The organism is Cohnella candidum, assembly GCF_003713065.1.
GTDB lineage: Bacteria > Bacillota > Bacilli > Paenibacillales > Paenibacillaceae > Cohnella > Cohnella candidum.
In genome coordinates this window covers 2,667,707-2,692,518 of the sequence record NZ_CP033433.1, presented here as the reverse complement: position 1 = coordinate 2,692,518, position 24,812 = coordinate 2,667,707, and the positions used below count along the sequence as shown (strand labels likewise).

The window sequence follows — 24,812 nt, the reverse complement described above, 5'->3', positions numbered from 1 at the left end:
ATATCATTTGCGTTAGTACGGTCAAGACGGGAGGAGACAGCTTGAAACGGAAAAGAACGATCGTCAGCCTGGCGGCATGCGTGCTTGTTGTGGCGGTTGCAGCTGCGGTCTTTTGGAATGGGATGGAACATCGCGGGGGAATTCGCTGGCCCGAGGATCAGGCGCTGCCTTCATTTCCCGAACCGGCGCCGACGCTGGATCTGATCAGCTTGGCCGACAAGCTGATCTATGAAGCGGAGGACGAGGCGTACGGCCATGAAGTGGGAAGGAAGGATGGGGACGGATGGCTGGCCGAGGAGGGGAAAGATCAGGCGGGTTTGCTTCTGCGCGTTCCGGACATCGCGGATGTTCCCGCCGGCGATAGCAAAGCTATTGTGAATATGAGCGTCGGCCGATTTGCGGATGATAACGGAAACGTCGTCAGACTGGAAATTCGCGATCAGGCGACGGGCGCGGCGCTTGGCGCAGTCGATGTGACCAATTGGGATTTTCGGAACGAGAACGCATCCCAGGCGTTTGAAGTTCCTTTCGCCGTATCCGCCGGTCAGGCGATTGAAATCAACGTGACCTGGACGGGGAAGTCGACGTTGAAACTATACGACATCCAGATCGCTTCGCCGGTCAGGGAAGCGGAAGTCGGGATGTTCGAATCGCTGAGGGGCGTCGTCAACAAAACAAAACCGCGTATTTACGACGACAGCCGCAGCGACGAGGGTACCTCCTGGTTGAAGGCGGTCGGACTCGGTTACGCCAAGGTTAAGGACAACTGGGAACTGCTGAAGAAGTACCGTTCCGAAGTCAAGGGCATCGTCATCTACGATCCGGAAGTGCCAGACACTTATAACTTGGCGACGACAATTGCCGGGCTGAAGAATGCGATCGTAGCGCCGCCTTCGCTTGTCCCGAAGCTGACCGCGGACCCTTATAAGCTGCCGATTCTGGAAGATTTACGCGGCCGCTTCCCCGGCAAGATCGAGGTTTACGAATATCTCTACCAAACTTATTGGCCCAAGACGACCCACAGGGTAATCATCGGATTAACGCCCGATCTTAAGACGCACCTGCGCGAATACGCAATGGGAATCGGGGCGTCCGTCGTTTGGTTGAATCCGGAAGTACCGGAGGAAGAAGCCGTTCTGGACAAATTTCTGAAAGATATGCCCTACGGCAAAGGCTTGTACTTGGGGTGGTGGCCGGCGGAGGGACAGGGCGTAATCAAAACTTCGGAGTTCGGCCTAGCCACGGTGGCGGCGGATTTCTCCTCCAATCTGTCCGTGCTCAGCGGCACCTCCCGCAAGATCACCCCGGTGCAAACACCGGCCAAGCCGCCGCTGGAAAACAAAATATATGTGTCCTACATCATGAGCGATGGGGATAACCTGCAGTACATGGAGCATTTTTTCAGCAAATTATGGGCGCTCCCGAACCGGGGAGAGATCCCGATCGGCTGGACGATTTCCCCGCTCATGCTGGATGCCATGCCCGGCATCCTGGATTATCTCCATCGCACGGCAACGGAGAACGATGCATTCATTTCCGGTCCATCCGGCCTGGGCTACACGTATCCGAATATGTGGAAGGATCAGCACGGGCTGGACCTTTACTTCTCTCGTACGAATGATTATATGAAGCGTGCCGGGTTGCGGGTGGTGACGGAGTGGAACACGGTGAACGGATTTCTGAATCCGAATGTCGGCGACAGCATCGCGAAGCATGCGCCGTCACTTCTCGGCTTTACTTCGCAGGGCGGATCGGGTGAGATCACGATTTACGGAGAAACGATGCCCGGCCAGGAGTTGAACGTCGTTTACGGCGCTTCGGAAGGGGATTTGATCTTCCCGATTCAGAATGAAATTGACCGTTGGGACGGGAAGTCCCCCGCGTTCCTGGGCATTCAAGCCAATCCTTGGGAAGTCAGTTACCAGAGCTTCGTGAACGCCTACAACCAGTTCAAGGACAACAAGGATATCGTCTTCGTTCGACCTGACACGTACTTCCAATTAATTCGCGAGCACCATCATTTGTCGATCGGACCGTCGAACTGAACGCCAAGCCTGCCGGGGCTTATTCCTCATCCAGCAGGATCTTGATGATGTTGAACACTGTCGAATATCCACCCATTTGACTAAAAGCTATAAATGATATATTATTCGAGTATCGTGTATTTTGAGTTTAAGGAGAAGCATGTATGTCTAACGATCGCCTGCCGCTGTATATGCAAATACAAGACCACTTCAAGGAACAGATTGTAAGCGGAGTGCTGCGGACAAACGATAAAATACCGTCTGAAAAAGAATTGATGGAGCAGTTCGGGGTGAGCCGGATAACGGTTGCGAATGCGCTTGTTCAGCTGGCCAAGGAGGGGTGGATTCACCGTATTCCGGGCCGCGGCAGCTTCGTGAAAGAAGTGCCCGCAGACGCAGACGACAGTCGCGGGCGAGGGGATTACTCGTCGCTCTGGACCGGCATCGCCGACGGTTCGGTGATGCCGGAGCACTCCGGAAACAGGAAGAAGATCAAGACCATCGGATTGATTATTCCGACAGTTGTCGATTTCTTCGCGATTCGTCTGATTAACGGGATTAACGAGGTGTTAAAGAAGCACGGATACCATTTATACGTAGCGCTGAGCAATAATGATATCGACACCGAGAAGAATTTGATTTTGGAAAGCATCGCCGACGGAACGTCGGGTCTCATTATTTTCCCTAGCGATGCGGAGACGTACAATGAGGAAATTCTCGCGCTCAAGACGAAAAAATACCCCTTTGTGCTGATCGACCGATATTTGGCCGGCATCGAAACGAATTTCGTGTGCACGGATAGCCAGAAGGGCGCCCAATTGGCGCTCGACCACCTATGGGATCTCGGTCACCGGGATATCGCCATTTGCTCGGATACGCCGCTGCCTACCATTACCGTGAGCGATCGGATAGCCGGCTACATGGAAGCGCTAAGGCAGCGCGGCGCCATGATTAATCCGGCGATGATTCTGACGAACTTCCAGGTGGACTATTCCGATATCCGGGAAGATCACCCGCTCTACCGATTCATCCGCAACAAGATGGCGACGGCGTACATTACGCTTAATGCCAGGCTGGGCGTTTATATCTCCAACATCGCCAGGCAGATCGGCCTGAAGGTGCCGGCCGACATCTCGGTCCTTACTTTCGACGATCCGTCATCGGGTTATGACGAATTCGGCTCTTACACGCATATTTCCCAAGCGGAGTTCACGATGGGCAAGGAGGCGGCCGATATTCTTGTCAGGCTGCTGGAGAATGACGGCCAAGCGGGCAAGTACAGCAAAATTACCATGGAGCCGCAACTGGTCGTGAGGTCCTCGACAAGCCGAATCAAACTACCGGTTTAACCGGCGGCCATAACTAAAAGACTCTGAACAAGGACTTGTTCAGAGTCTTTTTTTAATGCGCCTAAATTGACTAATAAAACAATATTGTATATATTAAATAGTGCATATATGTGTCTGGAGGGGAAGCCATGGAAAGAGCCGTTTCTGCAAGGGTGAAACAAACGAAATTAAAGCGTTTTCTTGTCAGGCATCGGGATGCCCTTATCGCCACAGCTATTTTAGGCCCCATGATTTTCTGGTGGATGATCGTATCCGGATTTCCGACGCTGTTCGGGTTTGTGCTTGGCTTCTTCGATTGGGTCGGCATACAAGCGCATCCCAAGTTCATATGGTTCGATAATTATGTCCGCTTCTTCCATGATCCGCTGTATTACAACGCCTTGTTGAGATCCATCTGGATGGGAGCTCTTGTATCCGGCGTTACGCTGCTCGCCGGTTTCGGCGCCGCGCTTCTGATGAACATGCCGCTGTTCGGCAAAGGGATTTACCGCTCCGTATGGTATATACCCGCTGTAACCTCGACGGTTGCGACTACGCAGATTTTCAATATTTTTCTAGATCCCACTAACGGGGTTATCAACAATATTCTGAAATCGATGGGTCATCAACCGATCATATGGCAGTTTTCGGTGCCGTGGAGCGTGTTCTGGATTGTCGTGTATTCGGTTTGGAAAGGGGTCGGCGGCGCGGCGCTGATCTGGCTGGCCGGCTTGCAGTCCGTGGATGTCACGCTTTACGAGGCGGCTGAAATCGACGGAGCGAACCGCCGTCAGAAGCTGAGATACGTCACGATTCCCGGCCTGAAGCCGATTGCCACGTACATTGTCATTACCAGCTTAATCGGGGCGATTCAGATTTATGAGCAGGTCATGTTTATTACGGGCGGCGGCCCCTACAGTCAGACGGAAGTGCTCGTCTTCCGGATCTACCGCGACGCCTTCTGGGATTTCAATCTCGGCATGGCGGGTACGTCTTCGCTGATTATGGCGGTGATCGTATTCGTCGCCACCGCGGCCTATTACCGCCGTACGACCAAGTCGGATCGCAGCGACACCATTCCGATCAAGATGAAGGGGAGGAAGTAAGATATGGCTTCCGTATCCGTACAAACCAAGTCGGTCCGTAAGCTAAAGGTGGGCCATATCGCCGCGCATCTTGTCCTGGGGGGATTTGGACTCGTTCTTTTCTATCCGCTGATCTTTATGATCTTATCAGGATTTTTTACAAGCGATGAATTTCAGACCACCGTTCTTGGCATCCTGCCAATCCCGAAAGAGCCGACGCTATGGAATTATCGGATTTTATTCTACGGATCCACGGACACTTCCGTCAGGGTTTACATTTTGAATTCTTTATTCCGTACGTTGTACAGCACCTTCTTCGCCGTGCTGACCTCTTTCTTAGCCGGCTATGCCTTCGCCCGTTTGAAATTCAAAGGGAAAGACGGGCTGTTCCTTTCGCTGCTTGCGACGCAGATGATCCCCGGGACGATCGCGCTTATTCCGACTTATCTGCAGTATGCCCGGTGGCCGTACGCGGGGGGCAACGATATTTTCACCGGCGGGACGGGGCTGCTGGATACCTGGTGGGTGTACCTGCTGGGCGGTCCGGCGATCAATATCATGGGCATGTTTCTCGTCAAGCAGTCACTGGAGAAAGTGCCTTATGAATTGGACGAAGCGGCGAAGATGGACGGCGCCGGAACGCTGCGGGTCATCTTTCAAGTTCTATTGCCGCTCCAACTGCCGATTATGGCATTCATAGCGATCACGACTGCTCTCGGTACGTGGAACGATTTCATAACGCCGTTCTTCTACACGAACAGCGATCACTTGCAAACGCTTCCTTCCGCTATAACGAGACTCACTTCCGCGGCGAAAGGCGGGTACAGCTCGCCAAACTATCCGATAATCATTACGCTTGGACTGGGCACTACCCTGCCCGCCCTGCTGATTTTCTTCTTCTTCCAGAAGTATATCGTACAAGGGTTGGCCAACACCGGCATCAAAGGGTAAAAAATATTAAATGACATATAAAAACCATATTGAATAAGTCAAAAAATGCTGATATGTTTTATATGTATAATTAATCATGAGATGGAGGGGTTCGTTTGAAAGCATTAATCGCCAAGTGGATGGTATCTGCTCTTATCGTTACGGCGTTGGCCGGTTGCGGGGGCGGGAAGGTAAACAATGAGCAAGCTTCGAATTCACCGCCGCCTTCGGAGACGGCATCAACTAAACCTTCGGAATCAGCTCAGCCTTCGCAGTCTTCGGACGGGGCAACAATTACCGTGTTGACAGAAGGAGCCACGAACGTCGGAACCGGCAAGCTGGGCGACCTGCTCGCTCCTAAGGAGAAGGAATTGAAAGGCAAGGGACTGGACACGTCCTATACGGCAGGCAAGGTGTTCCCGGCCGACACGTTCGGTTTTCATTATCAGACGATCCTGTACAACAAAATGAAAGAGAAGAACATCGATGTCAAGATGCAGGATTGGGGCTGGGGCGAAGAGCTGATCCAGAAGCAAACAGCTGGCTTCCTGGCTAAAAATATTCCCGATATCATTGTCGGTGAGACGCAGATGAACGGTTTTGCCCAGCAGGGGTTGCTGGAGCCGTTCCCGGACGATCTTGCGTCCGAAATTCGCGAGAAAGTGGCGGATGCCGCTTGGAAGCCGATGGAAGTTGACGGCAAAATCTACGGACTGGCCGCCCAACCTGGCGTCAGCAGCTTGTACTGGAACAAAGATCTAGTGAAGCAGGCCGGTCTTGATCCGGAGAAAGCGCCAACCACCTGGGCGGAGTTGCTTGATAATGTGAAGAAAGTGACGGAAGCCGGCAAAGGCAAGTTTTACGGCGGCGGCGTCTATGCTGGAGCCAACTTCGGCGGTTACTTGCGTTATGGCGCGCTGATGATGATCAACGGCGGTGCGTTCGCCGACGGAGGCAAGCCGGCCTTCAATAGCGACGCCAATGTTGAAACGGTCGCCCTGCTGCGCGAACTGAATGCCGTGAACGCGCCGGGTTTGATGGTGAATACGAGTGAGGGCGCGTACTTCGATGCCTGGTACAAGAAACAATTCGCCTATATCATCGACGGTCCCTGGCAGTCCCAGCAATCCAAGGACAAAGGAATTGACGTCGGCATGGCGCCGATTCCGCTCTCCCCGAACGGCAAACCGGGCGATATAACGATCGGTGCGGCTTTCCACTCCGTTCCGAAGGACTCGAAGAACAAGGAAGCGGCTTTCCAATATATCCGTGCGATGATCAGTCCGGAAATTCAGCAGCTCATTGCGGATTCCAACGTTCGTTCCCCGATATTGAAAGAGATTGCGGAATCTGATACGTACAAGAAGGATCATCCGGCGCTGTACACGCATTACCTCGCGATGAGCGGCAACGTACAAGGCTTGCCGACGTTCGCCAAGGACAACTCGAAAGCATGGCAAATTTGGGGCGATGCCGTAGTGAAGGCGCTGATGACCAAGGGCGATATTAAGGCCATTCTCGATGACGCCCAGAAGAGAGCGGAAGCCGTCACGCAATAAGCGAGCTTTGAAGAGAGAGAGCGGCGTCCCCGCTCTCTTTCCACTCGCGTTCATCTAGTCGATTCAGGGAGTGAAGAGAAGATGCCGTACGAATCGGATAAGATCAAGTTGGATAGAGCGAAGTCGGTGCTGTCCCGATTGCGTACCGCAATCTATGAACCGCTTGGGGATTTGAACGTCACCGCGTGGGTAACGCGGGAACCGGTACCGTATTCGGAACGGGAGAGCGGCGAGCGGCTGAATGCGCTGAAGCCCGGGGACCGGTGGGCGGAGTTATGGGATTGCGCCTGGTTTCGCTTTGAAGGGCGGGTTCCTGAGTGCGCAGCCGGTCGTAAAGTCGTTCTGCTACTCGATATTAATGGTGAAATGTGCGTGGTCGATCGGGATGGTCATCCTTATCAAGGACTTACGACCGTCAATTCGACCTTTGATTATAGTCTGGGATTACCGGGCAAACGGGTTGTGGACGTCAGCGACAGCGCTGCCGGTGGAGAGGTCGTCGACTTGTGGGCCGACGCCGGATGCAACGATTTGTTCGGCAGCTATCATGGCGGCCTGTTGAAAGAAGCTTGCATGGCAATTTGCAACGAAAATTACAGACAGCTGTACTACGATTTCGAAGTGCTGATCGAGCTGGCGGAACAGTTGCCGGAAGCGAGCGCGCGCAAGGCGCAAGTGCTGCAGTCGTTGTATGAAGCTTCTTTGATATTAGCGGGGTTGAATGAGGATTCCGTCGACAGGGCGGCCGTCCTGCTGTCCGCCGAGCTGCAGAAGCGCGGCGGCGACGCTTCACTATCCGTCAGCGCCATCGGCCATGCCCATATCGACCTTGCGTGGCTTTGGCCGATTCGAGAGACAATTCGCAAGGGGGCGCGGACGTTCGCCACCGCGCTGCGGAATATGGAGAAATACCCGGATTACACGTTCGGGGCCAGCCAGCCGCAGTTGTACCAGTGGGTGAAGGATGACTACCCTGCGCTCTATGCACAAGTGAAGGAACGGATTCGGGAAGGGCGCTGGGAAGCGCAGGGCGCCATGTGGGTGGAGCCGGACACGAATATATCCGGCGGGGAGGCGCTGATCAGGCAAATTCTCTACGGCAAACGGTTCTTCCAGCAGGAATTCGGCCAAGACATGAAAGTGCTGTGGCTGCCGGATGTGTTCGGCTATAGCGGCAGTCTTCCGCAGCTGCTCAGAAAGTCCGGCATCGATTACATGATGACGCAGAAGCTGTCCTGGAGCGTCTACAACACCCATCCCCACCACAGCTTCCACTGGGAAGGGATCGACGGGACGCGCGTGCTGACCCATCTTCCGCCGGAGGATACGTACAACAGCCCGGCTGCCCCGCGGTCGCTCGCCAAGATTGAGAGCCAATATCTCGACCGCAACGTGTCCGGACATGCGCTTATGCTGTTCGGAATCGGGGACGGCGGCGGTGGTCCGGGCGAAGAGCATCTCGAGCGGTTGTCTCGGGAGAAGGATTTGTCAGGCCTTCCGCCGGTCGTGCAGGAGAGCTCGCTGGCCTTCTTCCGCAAGTTGGAGAAGGAAGCGGGAAAATTCCAGACGTATCGCGGAGAACTATACCTGGAGAAGCATCAAGGGACGCTGACGACGCAGGCGAGGAACAAGCGGTATAACCGGAAACTCGAGAAAGAGCTTCGCGATCTGGAATGGCTCGCTTCACTGCAATGGGCGGCCGGCCAGACGGAATATCCTTCCGATTCGCTGGAGCGGATTTGGAAGGAAGTGCTGCTTTATCAGTTTCATGACATTTTGCCAGGTTCTTCGATTGCAAGAGTATACGACGAGTCGCTGGATCGCTATGCGGCGCTGACTGCGGAAGTACGAGAGATGAAGGCGCAAGCTTGCGCGCAACTGGCGGGAAGCGCGGGCTGGGACGGTGAGAAGGCGGTCTTCAATTCATTGCCGTGGGAGCGGCGGGAATGGATCCAGGCGGGCGGCGACGGGAGCTGGCGGAAGGTCGTTGTGCCCGGTATGAGCTATTGCAGGCTAGCGGACGCGACCGTAGATGCCGTTGTTCCGGCATTGACGGCAAGCGAGCGGCAGCTCGAGAATGAATTGCTGAAAGTCAGCTTCAATGAGGAAGGGCATATCGTCTCGGTGTTCGACAAGCCGGCGGGACGCGAAGCGATCTTGCCGGGCGCGGCAGCGAATGTGTTCACGGTTTATCATGATGACGGGGATGCGTGGGATTTCCCCCGGGACTACCGGGATCGGGCTGCCGGGCAGATGAAGCTGGCGAAGTGCTCGGCGTATGTGGAAGGCCCTCGGGCAGTCCTCGAGCAACGCTACACGTTCGGAGAATCCGAGCTCATTCAGAAAATTATACTGACTTCCTCCGACCCGGTCGTCAGGTTCGAAACGGAAGCGGACTGGAAGCAGTCTCACAGCATGCTGCGGGTGTCGTTTCCGGTCAGCGTTTACAGCAACGAAGTGAGCTGCGATATCCAGTTCGGCACGATCAAGCGGCCGACGACCCGCAACACGATGATAGAATTCGCCAAGGACGAGATATGCGCCCACCATTATATTGATCTGTCCCAGCCGGACTACGGCGTGGCGCTGCTCAACGACTGCAAATACGGCCATAGCGTGCAGGGACATGTCATGGACCTAAACCTGCTCAGAAGTCCCGATTACCCCGACCCGACGGCGGACAGGGCGCGCCATCAATTCGTATACGCTCTCTATCCGCATGTAGGGGATGCCATTCAGGCCGAGGTCGGGCGCAAAGGTTATGAATTGAACGTTCCGCTCACGCTTGCGGAAGGGAAGATGCAGCAGGGACGTGAACGATGCGAGCCCGTCACGCTCATTCGGATCGATCATCCGCATGTGATGCTGGAATCGGTGAAGAAAGCGGAGGACAGCGACCATCTGATTCTCCGACTCTACGAAACTGCGGGAGCAAACGCCCAAGCGGACATCGCAATCGGACTTGCTTGTGAATGCATTGAAGAATCGGACTTGATGGAACAGCCCCTTCACGTGTTGCAGGAAGGCTCGTCTTGGGCGGCGCTGTCGTTTGCGCCTTTCGAGATCAAGACGCTGCGGGTTAAGCTCGCCGGCCCACAATAGGCCAGACGCAGGAGGTTATCCGTGATGGGCGCAAGAGAGGAAGAACGAACCGGTTTTCAGGAAGGAAGCGGGTTTGGGGAGAAGTACGATCTGCAGACCGATTTCGTAATGGTGTACGGCGTAAGCGCGACAATGCCCGAGCGCATTCGGCAATGGGCCGAGCGAGGATACAAGGTTCATCTGATGACAGGAGTTTCCTGGGGCGGGTACCAGGAATACTTGAACGGGCAGTACGATGGCCGCCCGCATTGGGATGAAGCGCAAACGTACAAGTCCGGCGAGACCATCATTCACGGAACATCGCGGGAGATTCCCTATATGGTGCCTACCGTTGCCTACGCCGACTTTTTGACGGAGCGGATTCGTCCCGCCGTCGATGCAGGCGTCGACGCCATCCATCTAGAGGAACCGGAGTTTTGGGTCGAAGGGGGATATTCGGAGGCGTTCAAGCGGGAATGGCTCATCTACTATAACGAGCCCTGGCAGGATCCCGACGGATCGTGCGACGGACAGTACAGGGCTTCCAAGCTGAAGGCGTATTTGTACACCCGCTGTCTGGACCGGGTTTGCTCGGCGCTGAAGGAATACTCCCTGGTCAAGTATGGCCGTCCGCTTCGGTTCTACGTGCCGACCCATAGCCTGATCAATTATGCGCAATGGAGAATCGTGAGCCCCGAGTCGCGATTGCTCGATGTGCCGTCGATTAACGGCTACATCGCGCAAATATGGACCGGAACTTCGAGAACGGCCAATGTGTATGAAGGAGTGGCGGCAGAGCGGACGTTCGAAACTGCTTATCTGGAATACGGCATTATGCAGGAGCTCGTTCGCGGCACGGACCGCCGAATGTGGTTCCTGCACGACCCGATCGAGGATGATCCGAAGCGCACATGGAGCGATTACAGGGCGAATTATATTCGGACGCTGACGGCTTCACTGCTGCATCCAGGCGTTTCTCGCTATGAGGTTGCGCCGTGGCCCAAGCGGATTTTCGAAGGGCAATACCCGGCCGAGAACGGGGAAGGGAAAGAACCGATTCCTCCGGACTATGCGACTACGCTGCTGCTGCTGATGCATACGCTTGGGAATATGGATCAACCGGAAGTCGAAGACTTCGGTAATAACGTGCGAATCGGCGTATTGATGGCCGATTCGGCGATGTTCCAGCGCAAGGCGCCCGGCGTGCCGACGGCCGGCTTCATGCTGAAATATGACGGGACGAACGAAGTCGAGATGACGGACGAATATGCACTGAAGCTGCTTCTTTACTCGTCCTTTTATGGATTGACGCTGCCCTTGCTGAAGCACGGATTGCCGGTCCGACCGGTACAATTGGACAATATCCGGCGGTTTCCCGGTTATCTGAACGACTACCGCGTGCTCGTGCTCAGCTATGAATTCATGAAGCCTGAATTTCCGGATATTCACGCTTCTCTCGCACAGTGGGTTCGCGACGGCGGAGCTCTCGTCTATGTAGGCGACGACAGCGACCCGTACCATCAGGTGCGGGAATGGTGGAACCAAGGAGCGAAGCCATATCTGACTCCTCGCGAGCATCTGTTCGAATGTCTCGGGCTCGCGCCTGATCGGGCGGAAGGGGTGGAAGCCGTCGGCCGAGGCGTTGTCGTGTACATGAAGGAGCATCCGGAGCGTCTGGCGGAGAGCGCCGAAGCGGCCGACCGTCTGCGCCATGCGGTCCGGACGGCGATCGACAAACTGGGAGACGGGCGGCGGAGCTGGCTTCCGGCGAATCATCTGATGATACGGCGCGGTCCTTATGTCATCGCGTCTGTCATGCGGGAATCCGTGTCGGAAGAACCGCTTCGGCTGACAGGACTTTATGTCGATCTGTTCGACCCGCAGTTGGCGGTCAGGGAGACTGTCGTCGTGCAACCGGGACATCAAGTGTTGTTATATAACATGCAACAGATTGATCAACCGGGAAGGAGCGGGATTATCGCAGCCTCCTCCAGGATCGAATGCTTCATGTCGGAGGCGGATTCCGTCAGCTTCACGGTACGGGGACCGCAAGGCGTACGCGCGGTGGCAAGGGTCAGGTGCGGCTTCCAGCCGTCTTCCGCCGACTACACCGTTCCCGGCCGAACCGAGCCGCTTGCTTACGAATGGGACAATCGGACGAGTACGCTGCTTATTCGTTACGAGCATCATCCGGGCGGGGCTGAAATCCGGATTCGATAACAGTGAAGAAAGGAAAGGTGTCCAAACATGACGAACACTCTGCGTCCACCTGCCGTTCCTCTGGTGACGGTAGATCCTTATTTCAGCGTCTGGTCGATGGCGGATCGGCTAACGGATGACTTCACCCGCCACTGGACCGGCCAACGCCAAGCTTTGACGGGCTTGATCCAAATCGACGGGCAAACCCGGCGGTTTGCGGGCCGTGTCGAACCGAACATCGAGCGCTACTACACCGAACCTCCGGCGATGAAGCAGACGGAACTGACCGTTACGCCGCTATCGTCCGTGTATTCGTTCGAAGGAGAAGGCGTTCGGCTGGCAGTCCGTTTCACGACACCGCTCTTGCCGGACGATCTCGATTTACTGTCCCGTCCCGCCTCTTATATTTCTCTTGAAGTGTGTTCGATAGACGGTAAGCCGCATCGCGTCAGCCTCTACTTGGATGTGACGGGCGAGTGGTGTGTCGATCGATCGGATCAGAAGGTTGCGTGGGAGACGGGACACAGCGAGACATACCGATGGCAGCGAATGGGCCATGCGGAGCAAGCCGTCCTGAACCGGTCCGGGGACGATTTGCGGATCGATTGGGGTTACGTTTACCTGGCGACGCAACATGTGGACGCTCCGGAAGTCTGCGTGCATTCTGCCGACATTCGCAAGACGTTCGTTCGCACGGGCTCCATTGCATGCGAGGAGCCGATCACGATGCCGCGAGCCGCAGCGGACGGCTTTCCCGTCATGGCGGCTTCCTATAATTGCGGCATCGTCGGGGAAGAGCCGGTACGACGGCTGGCGGTGCTCGCTTATGATGACTTGTATGCGGTGGAATATTTCGGCGAGCGGCTTCAGGCGTACTGGAAAAGACGAGGCCAAACGGCCGAGCAGATGATCGCTGCTGCCTTCGAGGATCACGATGCGATCATGGAGCGGTGCGAGGAATTCGATCGGCAGGTACTCAATGACGGTGAGGCTTCAGGCGGTCCCAAATATGCGCAGATGCTGGCGCTCTCTTATCGACAGGCTATTGCGGCGCATAAACTCGTCGTCGACCCGGAAGGCGAACTGCTTTTTCTGTCCAAGGAATGCTACAGCAACGGCTGCATGGCGACGGTTGATGTCAGCTATCCTTCAGCTCCTTTGTTCCTGCTGTTTAATCCGTCATTGGTTGCGGCTATGCTGCGGCCGATCTTTCGGTATGCGAATAGCGAAGCGTGGCCGTTCGAATTCGCACCGCATGATATCGGTCAATACCCGTTGGGCAACGGACAAGTGTACGGTGAGAATCGTCGGGAAGCGCAGATGCCGGTCGAAGAATGCGGCAACATGCTGATCATGACGGCTGCGGTTTGCCTGGCGGAAGGAAACGTAGATTTCGCGCGGCCGCATATAGCGCAGCTGACGCAATGGGCGGACTATTTGGCGGAACATGGGTTGGACCCGGACAATCAGCTGTGTACGGACGACTTCGCGGGCCACTTGGCGCGAAACGCGAACTTGTCGGTGAAGGCGATTATGGGGATCGCGGCATTTTCGCGCTTGCTCGATTTGGCGGGAGACGGACCACGCGCCGCCAATTATATGGAGAAGGCGCGGCAGATGGCAGAAGCCTGGAAGCAGCTGGCTGACGATGGGGATCATACGAAGCTGGCGTTTGGGCTGGACGGAAGCTGGAGCTTGAAATACAACCTGATCTGGGATTTGCTGTTTGGCACCGATTTGTTCGGCGAAGAGACGGTGCGGCGGGAAACGGAATCGTATTTGAAGCGTCGGAACGCATACGGAACTCCGCTCGATAACAGGGCCTCCTATACGAAAGGGGACTGGCTGGTCTGGTCCGCGGCACTCTCGGAGGAGCGGGGGGATTTCGAAGCGCTTATCGAGCCGCTTTGGCGCATGCTGAACGAGACGGCGGACCGCGTTCCATTCTCTGACTGGACGGATACGGTCACGGCTCGGCAGCTGAACTTCCAGCACCGCAGCGTCGTCGGCGGCATCTTCATGAAGTTGCTCAAGGACAAACATCTGTGAAGGTGAGGCCAAAGGGGCGTTTTACCGTTTGCAGCAGTTGCAGTCGGAAAAGCACTAAAGCATGCATGCTTTAGTGCTTTTTTTATTGACCAAAACTTGTTGATATAATCATGATAGTTTTTGAGTAAAGATAGAGAGAAAGGGGTGGCTCTATGAAAAACCGTACTTTGATGGTGATGCTCGCGGGCATCTTCCTGTTGATCCTGCATCCGAGCGTCATCCTGGCACACTCATCGCTCGTATCCACCGTGCCGAATGAAAAGAGCACGTCCGAAGTGACGGAAATCACGATGAATTTCAACGAAACTCTCGATACCTCGGCGAAGATCGCAGTAACAAATGCAGCCGGAGAAGAGCAGGCTTTGAAGGATACGAAGATAAAAGGCAAGGTTGTAACGGCCGTACTGGAAAAACCTCTATCGAACGGATCCTACAAGGTGGATTGGCGAATCATCAGCGCGGACCGTCACCCGGGGAAAGGGAGTTTTGCTTTCGTGGTCGAGGTGCCTGCGACCGCAACCACGGCCGCTCCGACGGCTTCGGCAACTAACCCGCCGGCATCTCCGTCTGAGAGCTCACCGGTCGAATCGCCGGTTTCGTCCGCATCCCCTTCAGCCGCTGATCCGTCCAGCGAAGCCCCGACCGCAGACACTGCTTCCGATGCTTACGGTGGAATGGTCTTTTCGACCTGGGCACTAATTGGAGCCGCGGTGATCTTGGTGGCTGCCGTAACGATCGCCTTTCGGAAAAGGAAATAAAAAAAGCCGTCTTGGCAGGCGGCTTTTTTTATGTTTAAATAAACTGACGAACGTTCGTAAGGGGGGATTGGAGTGTCATCCGATAAAATCCGCGAAGTCGCACTGAGACACTTTGCGCGAAGCGGCTACGAGGGCGCTTCTCTGGCCGATATTTCCGCTGAGGTCGGCATCAAAAAACAGTCGATCTACAGCCACTTCACGGGAAAAGACGAAATGTTCCTCGCCGTCTTCCGGGACGTGGCGGACCGGGAGATGCTTTTCGTTCAGGAATATCTGGAGCGCAGCAAGACTTCGTCACTCGAAAAAATGCTGTACGGATTTCTAAACGAATATAGGTTGCGCTATGAGCGGGAAGACGATACGAAGTTTTTTCTGAGAATGGCCTTCTTTCCGCCCGGTCATCTGCGACGGGAAATCGTGGATTATTCCAATCACCATCTCGATACGACGGCGATGCTGCTCGAACCGTTTTTTGCATCCGCGGCCAACAACGGAGAAATGCATCCCGACGTTTCCGTCGATCGGGCAACCGTCGCTTTTACCGCGGTACTGGACGGCATGTTCGTGGAAATGCTGTACGGGGATTTGGAACGCTCCCTTAAGAGGTTAGACGCGTCTTGGCACGTTTTTTGGCGAGGGATCCGGAACAGCTAGAGGAGGTATGGCATATGAACCGCAGTTGGATCTTTATTTTCGTCGGCGCGTTTTTCGAAGTCATTTGGGTCATCGGTTTTAAACATGCGGAGAGTCCGGTATCATGGGCAGCTACGATTGTCTCGCTTGCCATTTCGTTCTATTTGATTATCGCCGCATCGACGAGACTGCCTGTCGGCACGGTTTATGCCGTATTTACCGGACTTGGAACGGCAGGCACGGTGCTTGCGGAAATGGTTTTGTACGATGAACCTGTCAGACTGGCAAAGCTCTTGTTGATCGCGTTGCTTTTGGCCGGCATCATGGGGTTAAAGCTGATCGGCGGCTCTTCCGCTTCAACGGAGGTGCAATCCTGATGGCTTGGGTATCTTTGTTTTTAGCGGGCATGTTCGAGGTCGTAGGCGTACTTGGCATGAACCGGATCAACCGGGATAAAAACGTGAAAGCCTTTATTCTCTTTGGCGTCGGCATTACGCTGAGCTTTATTTTTTTGAGCTTGGCCCTCAGAAGTCTGCCCATGGGCACGGCTTATGCCATATGGACGGGGATCGGAACCGCCGGAGGCGCGTTGGTCGGGATGCTTTTCTTCGGTGAATCGCGCGATTGGCGCCGCCTGCTGTTCATCGCCATGGTCCTGGCTTCCGCGATGGGATTAAAGCTGATCTCTTAAGATCGGAAAATCATCTTCTTGTCGCCATTTTCCGGTATACCTTCGGTTGATTGGTTTTGGCGACGATTCGGCTTCCGGCGAGAAGATAGTTGTCGTGCGCTTGCCAGGTATGAATCGCTTTATTCTTTCGCCGGATGCCCACATAGTTGTAAGGAGACGTTGAATAGATTTTAAAGCCCGCTTTACGGCAGCTTCGCAAGAATAACACGTCTTCTCCCAGCGACACGTCCGGAAAGCGAACCCGGTCGAATACTTTTTTGGCGAATAAAATCGTACCGCCCGCCACATGTCCGACATAACGTTTGCTGCGTCCCGGAAAACGCATGATCAGGAGACTCTTTGCTTCCAAAAAAGCGAGATAGCTGCGTTTCCCGACGATTCGGGCGCCCGTTCGCGCGATCGCGTTCATCTGTTCGGACAAATAGAATGGCGAGTAGAAGTCGTCGTCGTCAAGCTTGGCCACATAAGGAAACCGGGATTCCTGTACCCCGAAATTGAGGCATTCTCCGAGGGTCCGCACCTCGGGAAGCTGATAGACTCGTACGTTTCGATAGGGCTTCGCTTTGCCCCGGTAGGTTTCCAAATCCATGCTGTCTTTATTGATGACGATAATCAGCTCTTTTTTCGGGTAAAGCTGACGCTTGAAATTCGCCAAGATATTATTAAAAAACTGAGGCCGATTCGTACAGGCGACAATGGAGACGCCATAGAAAGATTTATGTCCCATGAGCTCCCTCCACTCCTTGTCCATTTACAAATACAATATGGCAAGCAGGTGGAACGGGAACGGCATATTGCCTCCGAACAGCTATCACATTTTAAGAGAGTTCGTATCTTCGAAGCCTTTTCGGTTTCCCGCCGAATGAAGGCTTTTTTCGTTCATAACATGGAGAAGGGAGGGGAGAATGAGAATGAATCCGAGCGGGGAAGTGGAACGGGAGATCAGGCGGCTGTCGGACAAAATAACGCGTATGCAGGCGCCTGACGGTTCTTGGAGATTCTGTTTCGAAAACGCGGTGTTAACCGATGCCTATATGATCATTGTGCTGAGGACCTTGGAAATCGAGGATGAAAACCTTATCCGTCTTCTATGCGAACGGCTTCTTGCCACGCAAAGCGCGGATGGCGCCTGGAGAGCGTTCCCCGATGAACGAGAAGGGAACTTGTCCGCTACGGTGGAGTGCTATTACGCTCTGCTTTATTCCGGTTACAGTCAGGTCAACGACCTCGCGATGGCGAAAGCTCGGACGTTCATTCTCTCGAAGGGCGGGCTCGGGCGAATTAGCGGGCTGATGACCAAAGTGATGCTGGCGGCTACAGGCCAATATCCGTGGCCGCGTTCTCTCAAGATCCCTCTGGAGTCTCTGCTTCTTCCTTCCTCGTTTCCCGTTCACTTCTTCGATTTTTCCGGCTACGCCCGCGTTCATATGATTCCGGCTCTGCTGCTTGCAGATCGGCAATATTCTATTAAAACGAAAATGACCCCTGATTTAACGCCGTTGATCGGCGGCGATCGGAAAACGCTCGGGAACGATTATGATGAACTGCGACCGTTCTTGGAGCAGATCGGCCAAGGGATTTCAGCTCTCGCCGGGCTGCCGGCGCAGCTTCACGAGGAGGCCGTCGGATACGCGGAGCGCTACATGCTGGAGAGGATCGAACCGGACGGAACCTTTTACAGTTATGCCACATGCACTTTTCTGATGATTTTCGCGATGCTTGCGATCGGCTACGATAAACGCCATCCTGTCATCATGAAAGCCGTGCAGGGTCTAAAGGCAATGATTTGCAAGACCGCGCGGCCGATTTTCGTGCAAAACTCGCCGCCCGACATATGGGACACGGCTTTGCTGAGCTGCGCTTTGCAGGAGGCGGGGACGTTGGCGGACAATCCGGCGATTCTCCGTTCGGCAACGTACCTGTTGTCCAAACAGCATGACCGGCCCGGAGATTGGGTGAAGCATAACCGCAACGTGCCTCCGGGCGGGTGGGGATTTTCGGCATCCAACACGCGGAATCCGGACGTGGATGATACGACCGCGGCTTTGAGGGCGATCAAAAGATTCGCGTCAGCTGATGCAGCTTACCGCGGGGCGTGGAATCGGGGCTTAAACTGGCTGCTGTCCATGCAGAACGATGACGGGGGATGGCCGGCATTCGAGAAAAACACGGACAAAGAAATTTTAGCCTTGCTCCCGTTTGCGGAAGCGAAATCGTCGGCCATCGATCCCTCGACGCCGGATTTGACGGGGAGAACGTTGGAGTTTCTGGGCAAGTATGCGGGACTTACGGTCGACCAAACACGGATACGCAGAGGCGCGGACTGGCTCATCGGGCATCAAGAGAAAGACGGGTCCTGGTATGGACGGTGGGGAGTTTGCTTCATTTACGGCACGTGGGCGGCATTAACGGGGATGACGGCAGTCGGAATTTCACCGGACCACAAGGCGGTGCGCAACGGAGCGAGATGGTTGGCGGAAATTCAAAATCCGGACGGGGGATGGGGAGAATCCTGCGAAAGCGATCGGCAGCTGCGGTATATCCCTCTTCAGGGGAGTACGCCGTCCCAGACCGCTTGGGCGCTTGACGCGCTCATCTCCGTCCATGACTCGCCGACTCCCGCCATCCGGAAGGGAGTGCAAAGATTGATCGGGCTTACGCAGGAAGAGAACGCGTTCACCGTCTACCCGACCGGGGCGGGTCTCCCCGGCGTTTTTTACTCCCATTACCACAGCTACCGGTATATCTGGCCGCTGCTTGCGCTCGCTCATTATCAAAACAAGTACTCTTCGTAAACAACGCTGCCCTCAGGACGGATGGGATCCGCTCGAGGGCAGCGTTGTCGCGTTAGGGCGTTACGCTCTTTTGGATTGCTGGAATTCGAATTCGTCAATCTTCCCGGAAGTGACCAAGTAATAGATCGTCGCTTCTTCGTGCTGCGAGGTCTGTCTGGAAATCCGGTTATTGCGCTGGTTCATTTCCGTATATCGCTGCGGGTAATCGTAATGGATCAAGTGATTGGCGGCGGTGAGGTCCGCTCCGGTCGTGACGGAATCCGTCATCACCAACACGGTCGATTCCGGCAGTTTGCCGAATTGGCCGAGAATATCATTCACCTCGTGGACGGAATCTTGGTTCGTGATGCTCAAGACCGCGCGGCCGCCAAGGTTTTCTTCGAGATATTCTGCCAAGTCGGAGGCTACGGCGCTCGATTTCGTGATCAGCACGGCCTTTTCCCTGCGTTCCCGGATCTTCGAAACGAGAGAGGACAAGGCATCGCGTTTCCGCGGATTCCGATTGCACAAGGCTCCCATTTCTTCTTTTATGGCCATCAGCTTTTTCTTTTCTTCTATCGATGAAGCGCGGCCGTCCCGCTCGGAAGCCTGAAAATATTCGCTCAAAAGTTCGAGGTATCGGCTGTCGTCGGATTGCTCCAGTGAGACGGCGATCGGGGTTTCTACGATTCTCATTCGCTGGCAGACATCCTTTCTACATACGATTTCCCCTATTATAAAGGACAATCGCCTGTTAGGGGCCTGCCACTTATAGGTACTTAGCTAAAACGAAAATAACCCGCCCAGGTTAGGGAGGACTCCTTCACATGCGAGATTTCCCGATTATAATGGGATTACGTTTGCCTGAGAGGAGGCTTCCCCATGAAACCGATTCGAGTCATGATCGTGGACGACGAGATCTTGGCTATCGAACATATTCGTCAACTGGTACCTTGGGAGCAACTGGGATACGAGATTGCCTGCGTGACGACGAATCCCCTGCAGGCACCGGAACTGGCCGCAAAGCAGCGTCCCGAGCTGGCGATCATGGACATCGTCATGCCCGGCATGGACGGCTTGGCGCTGACCGAGCGGATCACTTCCGTCGATTCCATCCGGAAAATCGTCCTGTTAACGTCTTACAAAGAATTCGACTATGCGAAGAAGGCCGTCAAGCTGGGCGTGTCCAACTATTGGGTCAAACACGAGATGAACGCGGATACGTTAAGCAAAGAATTGTCGGAACTGCGGCAGGAAATCGAGCGCGAAAGGCAGCGAGTAGAGGAAAATCGGAACCGGCTGCTCATGGATTGGCTTGGCGGCCGGCCTCTCACGGATGAACAATGGTCCGCCGCGGCGTCCGGAAAAGCTTCAGCGCACGGTTGTCTTCACCTGGTCGTCGCCCAACCGGATCGACCGTTCCCGCTGCTTTCCGGCATCGTGCCGGAAACGGATACGCCTGCCATGCCCGATGATTGGCCGGAACGGGAAGATCCGAACTTGATCGCATCCATCCGTTTTTTGGACAACCTGTTCGTCCTTCTTTATGCCGATAACGGCTTGAAAGGCGAAAGTAAAATGCGGGAGTTTATCGAGGGGAAGGCGGCCCAGGCTCGCGAGATTTTGGAGCGTATAACGGAAATGACCGTCTCTCTATCGCTTGCAGCCGGCATGGCTTCCAGGGAGGAGGTTCCCGTGAAACTTGCGGAGGCCGTGCGGCTCCTGTCCCACTCCGTTTTCGCAGGTCCCCGCCAAATTTTCCGCTTGAATGATATTCGTTCGGATCGAGACGTTGTCCGTCCGTTGATTTGGGAAGAAGGGCTTCATCAAATCCGGAACGGCGTGTCCGAACGAAAATTCGAAGACGCGGGAAAAGCATTAACCGAATTGTTCCTCCAGGCGGAAGCCGCTCGCGACTTGGCGGGTTTCTCGGACATGTGCCGGCAACTGGCGTCTCTGTTGAATCGGTCCAGAATAGCTCTTCGTCTGCCCTCGCTTAAAGAAGCTTGGGAGGGGGGAAGCTTCACCTCCGCACGATGGGACTCCGTCTCGAACATCCGCTCATGGTTTCTCCGGGAGTTCGGAGCCTTAGCGGAAGCCGATTCCCTTCATAGTCCCGTTTCCCGCAAGGTGAGGCAGGCGATCGACTTCATGGAGCTTCATTTTTCGGATGGGGACCTTAACGCGGATTCGATCGCCCAGCACCTGGGAATCAGCCGCGACCACCTGCGCCATGTTTTCAAAGAAGAGACGGGACAAACGTTGCTGGACAAGCTGACGGACATTCGGATGGAGCATGCCAAAACCCTTTTGGATCAAGGAAATTTGAAAATCTATGAAATCGCCGAACGGGTGGGATTCCGGAACAGCCAATATTTCAGCCAAGTGTTCCGCAAGAGCACGGGCGTGAACCCTCTCGACTTCGCGGAAAGGAAAAGGTGAGCGGCCATGCGGATGAAGATCCGGACCAAAATCATCGCCAGTACGGCGCTGGTCGTTTCGTTTTCACTGCTCCTGAGCGGCTTTTTCATTTATAACTATTCGAAGAACATCCTTCGCGAGCAATCGATCAAGGACAGCCGGACCAAGCTGGCTCAGGCCTCCTTCCAACTCAAGAAAATCCAGGAACAGGTCATGAAAACCGCGGAATACATCGTCTCCGACGAAGAGATCGCCGCGCTGGTCAACCAGCCGGACGGTCCCGACATCGAGAAAAACTATTTCCGAAAGCAAGCCGTGCAAGAGAAGCTCAAAAGGTTCGTCGCGCTCAATAATTTCATTTTAAACGTGCTCGTCGTTCCTCCTGACGGACAGACCTACTCCAACTACAGCGGCTATGAAGATTACTTCACGGAATATCTGAAGCAGGATTGGTTCCTCAAAATGAAGGACGTCCGAAATGGATACTCCGAGCCGCATCCGTTTTTTTTCATCGGCGGCAATCGGCAGGTGTTCAGCTACGTGTTGAAATACCGTCCGATCGGCGACCAAGTCTCGCCCTACAGCTACCTGGTGCTTGACATTTCCTACTCCGAATTGGACAACGTATTCCGGCAGAGCGAGAAGGACTTCGATCAAATGGAGCTTTATACCGGTACGGGGGCTCGCCTGTTCGCTTCGACTTCGAAGTTGGATCAGAGCGACTCGGAATTCATGGCAACGGCCCGGGCTTCCGGGAATTCTTTTCATGAGGATGCGAGCCGCATCGTGCTGACCGACGACGCGATGAACCAGGGCTGGAAGCAGGTCACCCTGATTTCCAAGCCACGCTTGTTCGAGAAAATCAACCGCGTTTTCTATTTCTATGTCTATATCATTCTCAGCGGCATCGCGGTCACGCTCGTCGTCATGCTCCCGATCATCGTCGGTCTCACCAAGCCGCTGTCCCGTCTCACCCAAGCGATGAAGCGGGTATCGGCCGGCGATTTGAATACCCATGTCACCATCCGAAGCGGAGACGAGCTGGAGATCTTGGGCGGCGGCTTTAACCGAATGGTCCAGGATTTAAGGGACTTGATGGAGTCGTCGCTCAGGGACGAAGAGATGAAACGCAAAATGCATATCGACCTGCTGATGGCGCAAATTAACCCCCATTTCGTCTACAACACGCTGAACACGGTCATTTATTTGGCGCATGCCGGGCGAAACCAACAGGCCGTCGAGGTTACGCAAGCTCTGATCGGAATCCTTCAGGATACGATCAAAACCGGCGAAGGGGCCGTCAAGTCCTCTCTGGCCGAAGAGAAAAGGATCGTGGACAAATACGCGCTGATCCAGCAGACGCGTTATCCTGGACGGTTCCAGCTGCGCTGGGAACTGGAAGAGGAGCTGCTGGAGAAGCAGATTTTGAGGATGGCGCTGCAGCCGCTCGTGGAAAACGCGATCGTTCACGGGATCGTTCCCTCCGAACGGGAGCGCGGGGAAATCGCCATCCGGGCTTACCGGGAGGACGGAGATTTCGTGCTGGAAGTCGAAGACGACGGAAGGGGAATGCCGGAAGCGGGCTCGGACGATCCGGTTCCGGCGGCATCTGTTCGTCAGGAACGGACGAGAGGCATCGGTCTTTCCAACATCCGGGAACGTCTGAAAACGTCTTTCGGCGCTGCCGCGAAGCTGGAAATCGGAAGCGGAGAGCGCGGAGGCACGAGAGTCCGGCTGCAGTTTCCGCTGAAAGAGGTACGGTAATCCGGCGGGACCGCCGGATTTTATACAAAATCGCCGTTTTGACTCCTACAACGGCAAACCGCAGGGCATTACGATAGATATCAGAAAGCGCTTTTATCTTCATGGTCCTGGGGGGACAGAACAAGTGAACAAAAACAAGGTTTCCAAATGGCTGGCGGGCGTGCTTCCGCTGACCCTGCTTGCCGGATCTCTGGCTGCCTGCGGCAGCGGCAATTCCGATTCAAGCGCTTCGCCATCCTCGGCCAGCCCGGCCGCTTCGTCCGGCGGCGCATCCGCATCGGCCTCCGCGCCAGCGAGCACCGATCCGACGCAGCTCAGCGGCACGATCAAAGTATGGGACTGGGACGAGGCCTTCGACAAAGGCATGATTCCGGAGTTCAACAAGAAGTACCCGAACGTCAAAGTGGAAGTGACCGTCGTCAATCCGAACGATTATTTGCAAAAGCTGCAAAGCGGCATTGCTTCCGGCTCCGACGTGCCGGACGTCATCCTCGGGGAAGAGGCTTACCGCGGCAAGCTGTTCGACCTGGACGTGCTGGACAATCTGGAGCAAGCTCCTTATAACTTCGACCGCAATAGCGTGATGGACTATACGATTCCTTTCATCTCGAACTCCAAAGGCCAAGTCGTGGCCGTCGACCAGGCGATCACGCCGGCGGGTTTCGCCTACCGACGCGACCTGGCGAAGCAATACTGGGGCACCGACGATCCGGCCGAACTGGAGAAGCTGATCCCGACTTGGGACGCGTTCATCGCCAAGGGCACGGAACTGAAAGAGAAAAGCGGCGGCAAGGTGCTCATGTTCCCGGGACTCGGCGACGCGCTTCTCGTGCTGAGAAACCAGAATGTCGTATCCTACGTGAACGGATCCGATGTTGACCTGACGGCCAAGATGAAAAAGCCGATCGACACGCTCTTCCAGATGCGCGACGCCGGCATTCTGGGCAAGAACGAGCTGTGGACGCCGGCGTGGTCCGCTTCCATGGCGAAAGGCGAGTTCATGTTTTATCCGATGGCTCCATGGGGTCCGAAATGGCACATCTCGGCGAACGATCCGGAAGGCAAAGGCCGCTGGGGACTCGTCAAAGCGCCGGAATCCGGATTCGCGCGCGGCGGTACCGCGATCGGAATCTATAAGGACAGCAAAGTGAAGGAAGCGGCTTGGGCATACGTCAATTTCGCCTACCAGTCGGAAGAAGGATCGCTGTTCAGCTTTAAAAACTTCGGCAACATGACCAGCAACAAAAAGTTCTATGAAGATCAAAAAGCGGTATTCGACGCTCCGGGCGCCTACGACGAATTCTTCGGCGGTGAAAACCTGGCGAGGTATTACCTCGATAAAATCGTTCCCGACATGAAAGGCGCTCCGCAATCCAAATACGATTCGGTCGTAGACTCGGTGATGAACGCCTTGTATCCGCTTTGGACGAAGGATGCTTCGATTAAAGCCGACGCCGCGCTGGAGAAATTCAAAACGGAGTTTAAGAACAAGGCGCCCGACGCCAACGTGAAGTAA

The 24,812-nt window shown here is 55.0% G+C and carries 18 protein-coding genes; 16 read left to right on the top strand and 2 right to left on the bottom strand.

The features are described from left to right. The first annotated feature begins 41 nt into the window (after positions 1 to 41). From EAV92_RS12605 to EAV92_RS12550, 12 genes are all read left to right on the top strand, one after another. Entirely contained in the window at positions 42 to 2,045 is a 2,004-nt protein-coding gene (locus tag EAV92_RS12605) for a GxGYxYP domain-containing protein (protein ID WP_164472753.1), read from the top strand. A gap of 143 nt (positions 2,046 to 2,188) precedes the next feature. Then, positions 2,189 to 3,373, top strand: a complete 1,185-nt coding sequence (locus EAV92_RS12600) for a GntR family transcriptional regulator (RefSeq protein ID WP_123041418.1) — start codon at positions 2,189 to 2,191, stop codon at positions 3,371 to 3,373. A 128-nt stretch (positions 3,374 to 3,501) separates the two neighbouring features. Continuing rightward, positions 3,502 to 4,458 carry a carbohydrate ABC transporter permease gene (locus EAV92_RS12595; RefSeq protein ID WP_123041417.1) on the top strand — a complete coding sequence of 319 codons (957 nt, stop codon included), beginning with the start codon at positions 3,502 to 3,504 and terminating at the stop codon, positions 4,456 to 4,458. Between the two features lie 3 nt (positions 4,459 to 4,461). Beyond that, complete coding sequence (locus EAV92_RS12590) at positions 4,462 to 5,388, top strand: carbohydrate ABC transporter permease (RefSeq protein WP_123041416.1); 927 nt, start codon at positions 4,462 to 4,464, stop codon at positions 5,386 to 5,388. A gap of 278 nt (positions 5,389 to 5,666) precedes the next feature. Beyond that, positions 5,667 to 6,926 carry an extracellular solute-binding protein gene (locus EAV92_RS12585; protein WP_241158258.1) on the top strand — a complete coding sequence of 420 codons (1,260 nt, stop codon included), beginning with the start codon at positions 5,667 to 5,669 and terminating at the stop codon, positions 6,924 to 6,926. Between the two features lie 81 nt (positions 6,927 to 7,007). Next, on the top strand, positions 7,008 to 10,028 hold the full coding sequence (locus tag EAV92_RS12580; RefSeq protein WP_123041415.1) for an alpha-mannosidase: 3,021 nt from the start codon (positions 7,008 to 7,010) through the stop codon (positions 10,026 to 10,028). A gap of 24 nt (positions 10,029 to 10,052) precedes the next feature. Next, positions 10,053 to 12,227 carry a hypothetical protein gene (locus EAV92_RS12575; RefSeq protein WP_241158257.1) on the top strand — a complete coding sequence of 725 codons (2,175 nt, stop codon included), beginning with the start codon at positions 10,053 to 10,055 and terminating at the stop codon, positions 12,225 to 12,227. Positions 12,228 to 12,254: 27 nt separating this feature from the next. Continuing rightward, positions 12,255 to 14,255, top strand: coding sequence for a glutaminase family protein (locus tag EAV92_RS12570; RefSeq protein ID WP_123041413.1), 2,001 nt, complete (start codon positions 12,255 to 12,257; stop codon positions 14,253 to 14,255). A gap of 152 nt (positions 14,256 to 14,407) precedes the next feature. Beyond that, positions 14,408 to 15,013, top strand: a complete 606-nt coding sequence (locus EAV92_RS12565) for a copper resistance CopC family protein (protein WP_123041412.1) — start codon at positions 14,408 to 14,410, stop codon at positions 15,011 to 15,013. A gap of 72 nt (positions 15,014 to 15,085) precedes the next feature. Further along, positions 15,086 to 15,667: a TetR/AcrR family transcriptional regulator gene (locus tag EAV92_RS12560; protein ID WP_123041411.1), complete on the top strand. Its 582-nt coding sequence runs from the start codon at positions 15,086 to 15,088 to the stop codon at positions 15,665 to 15,667. 14 nt (positions 15,668 to 15,681) lie between these two features. Further along, the gene (locus EAV92_RS12555; RefSeq protein ID WP_123041410.1) at positions 15,682 to 16,023 is read left to right on the top strand and encodes a DMT family transporter; all 342 of its coding nucleotides are present in this window, start codon (positions 15,682 to 15,684) and stop codon (positions 16,021 to 16,023) included. Further along, positions 16,023 to 16,337, top strand: a complete 315-nt coding sequence (locus tag EAV92_RS12550) for a DMT family transporter (RefSeq protein WP_123041409.1) — start codon at positions 16,023 to 16,025, stop codon at positions 16,335 to 16,337. The genes EAV92_RS12555 and EAV92_RS12550 overlap by 1 nt, the downstream gene beginning before the upstream one ends. Before the next feature lie 10 nt (positions 16,338 to 16,347). On the opposite strand, the gene EAV92_RS12545 is transcribed toward EAV92_RS12550, so the two are convergent. After that, a complete protein-coding gene (locus EAV92_RS12545) occupies positions 16,348 to 17,064 on the bottom strand; it encodes a glycosyltransferase family 2 protein (RefSeq protein ID WP_123041408.1) in 717 nt (238 codons plus the stop codon). A 184-nt stretch (positions 17,065 to 17,248) separates the two neighbouring features. Between EAV92_RS12545 and EAV92_RS12540 the strand changes: the two genes are divergently transcribed. Next, positions 17,249 to 19,132 carry a terpene cyclase/mutase family protein gene (locus EAV92_RS12540; protein WP_420888826.1) on the top strand — a complete coding sequence of 628 codons (1,884 nt, stop codon included), beginning with the start codon at positions 17,249 to 17,251 and terminating at the stop codon, positions 19,130 to 19,132. A 60-nt stretch (positions 19,133 to 19,192) separates the two neighbouring features. Here EAV92_RS12540 and EAV92_RS12535 read toward each other — a convergent pair whose 3' ends face one another. Further along, on the bottom strand, positions 19,193 to 19,807 hold the full coding sequence (locus EAV92_RS12535; RefSeq protein ID WP_123041406.1) for a helicase-related protein: 615 nt from the start codon (positions 19,805 to 19,807) through the stop codon (positions 19,193 to 19,195). A gap of 186 nt (positions 19,808 to 19,993) precedes the next feature. Between EAV92_RS12535 and EAV92_RS12530 the strand changes: the two genes are divergently transcribed. The 3 genes from EAV92_RS12530 (at position 19,994) to EAV92_RS12520 (ending at position 24,812) form a co-directional block, all read left to right on the top strand. After that, on the top strand, positions 19,994 to 21,553 hold the full coding sequence (locus EAV92_RS12530) for a helix-turn-helix domain-containing protein (RefSeq protein WP_123041405.1): 1,560 nt from the start codon (positions 19,994 to 19,996) through the stop codon (positions 21,551 to 21,553). A gap of 6 nt (positions 21,554 to 21,559) precedes the next feature. Then, a complete protein-coding gene (locus tag EAV92_RS12525; RefSeq protein ID WP_123041404.1) occupies positions 21,560 to 23,296 on the top strand; it encodes a sensor histidine kinase in 1,737 nt (578 codons plus the stop codon). Between the two features lie 124 nt (positions 23,297 to 23,420). Beyond that, on the top strand, positions 23,421 to 24,812 hold the full coding sequence (locus EAV92_RS12520) for an ABC transporter substrate-binding protein (protein WP_123041403.1): 1,392 nt from the start codon (positions 23,421 to 23,423) through the stop codon (positions 24,810 to 24,812).

Coding starts and splice junctions, on each gene's coding strand:
- EAV92_RS12570 (WP_123041413.1), top strand. CDS start 12,255: ATGACGAACACTCTGCGTCCACCTGCCGTTCCTCTGGTGACGGTAGAT.
- EAV92_RS12565 (WP_123041412.1), top strand. CDS start 14,408: ATGAAAAACCGTACTTTGATGGTGATGCTCGCGGGCATCTTCCTGTTG.
- EAV92_RS12545 (WP_123041408.1), bottom strand. CDS start 17,064: ATGGGACATAAATCTTTCTATGGCGTCTCCATTGTCGCCTGTACGAAT.
- EAV92_RS12580 (WP_123041415.1), top strand. CDS start 7,008: ATGCCGTACGAATCGGATAAGATCAAGTTGGATAGAGCGAAGTCGGTG.
- EAV92_RS12575 (WP_241158257.1), top strand. CDS start 10,053: ATGGGCGCAAGAGAGGAAGAACGAACCGGTTTTCAGGAAGGAAGCGGG.
- EAV92_RS12530 (WP_123041405.1), top strand. CDS start 19,994: ATGAAACCGATTCGAGTCATGATCGTGGACGACGAGATCTTGGCTATC.
- EAV92_RS12590 (WP_123041416.1), top strand. CDS start 4,462: ATGGCTTCCGTATCCGTACAAACCAAGTCGGTCCGTAAGCTAAAGGTG.
- EAV92_RS12600 (WP_123041418.1), top strand. CDS start 2,189: ATGTCTAACGATCGCCTGCCGCTGTATATGCAAATACAAGACCACTTC.
- EAV92_RS12595 (WP_123041417.1), top strand. CDS start 3,502: ATGGAAAGAGCCGTTTCTGCAAGGGTGAAACAAACGAAATTAAAGCGT.
- EAV92_RS12555 (WP_123041410.1), top strand. CDS start 15,682: ATGAACCGCAGTTGGATCTTTATTTTCGTCGGCGCGTTTTTCGAAGTC.
- EAV92_RS12525 (WP_123041404.1), top strand. CDS start 21,560: ATGCGGATGAAGATCCGGACCAAAATCATCGCCAGTACGGCGCTGGTC.
- EAV92_RS12540 (WP_420888826.1), top strand. CDS start 17,249: ATGAATCCGAGCGGGGAAGTGGAACGGGAGATCAGGCGGCTGTCGGAC.
- EAV92_RS12535 (WP_123041406.1), bottom strand. CDS start 19,807: ATGAGAATCGTAGAAACCCCGATCGCCGTCTCACTGGAGCAATCCGAC.
- EAV92_RS12550 (WP_123041409.1), top strand. CDS start 16,023: ATGGCTTGGGTATCTTTGTTTTTAGCGGGCATGTTCGAGGTCGTAGGC.